Below are 748 nucleotides of genomic sequence, written 5' to 3'. Positions count from 1 at the left end.
GCCGCGCACGATCGACACGCTGTTCGACGCCGCGGTGCGCGACCGCATCGCGGCCGTCGTGCGGGCACGCCGTTCGCGGGAGTCCGGCCCATGACGCCACGCGCGACGCTGCGACTGCAGCTGCATGCGGGCTTCACGTTCGACGACGCGGCCAAGCACGCCGGCTATTTCGCGCGGCTCGGCGTGAGCCACCTGTACCTGTCGCCGATCGCGACGGCCGAACCCGGTTCGCGGCACGGCTACGACACCGTGGACTACGGCACGCTCAACCCCGAACTCGGCGGCGAAGCCGGTTTCATCCGGCTCGTCGATGCGCTGCGCGCGCACGGGCTGGGCGTGATCGTCGACATCGTGCCGAACCACATGGGCGTCGGCGGCGCGTCGAACGGCTGGTGGAACGACGTACTCGAATGGGGGCCCGCGAGCCCGTACGCCCGCCACTTCGACATCGACTGGCATCCGCCCGACGCGGCGCTCGACGGCAAGGTGCTGCTGCCCTGCCTCGGCACGCCGTACGGTGAAGCGCTCGCGGCCGGCGACCTCACGCTCGACGCCGATCCGGCCACCGGACGCTTCTTCGTGTCGTGCCCCGGACGACGGCTGCCGGTGGCCGCCGCCACCTATGCGGACATCCTGCGCATCGCGAATCGTGCCGACCTGAACGCGCTCGCCGAACGCTTCGACGCCGCGCCGCCGCGCGACAGCGCACGACTGGCCGACGCGCATGCGGCGCTGCGCGACCACGCGA

Annotated in this window: 1 protein-coding gene; it reads left to right on the top strand. The window is 72.3% G+C overall.

The features are described from left to right. Positions 1–90: 90 nt before the first annotated feature. Positions 91–748 (top strand): alpha-amylase family glycosyl hydrolase (locus G3N99_RS40715; protein ID WP_241012103.1); only part of this gene is annotated, 658 nt, incomplete at its 3' end.

The sequence above is a fragment of the Burkholderia sp. Ac-20392 genome (assembly GCF_017104585.1).
GTDB lineage: Bacteria > Pseudomonadota > Gammaproteobacteria > Burkholderiales > Burkholderiaceae > Burkholderia > Burkholderia lata.
The sequence above is the reverse complement of the archived record's forward strand: the minus strand, read 5'-3'. Positions and strand labels throughout refer to the sequence as shown.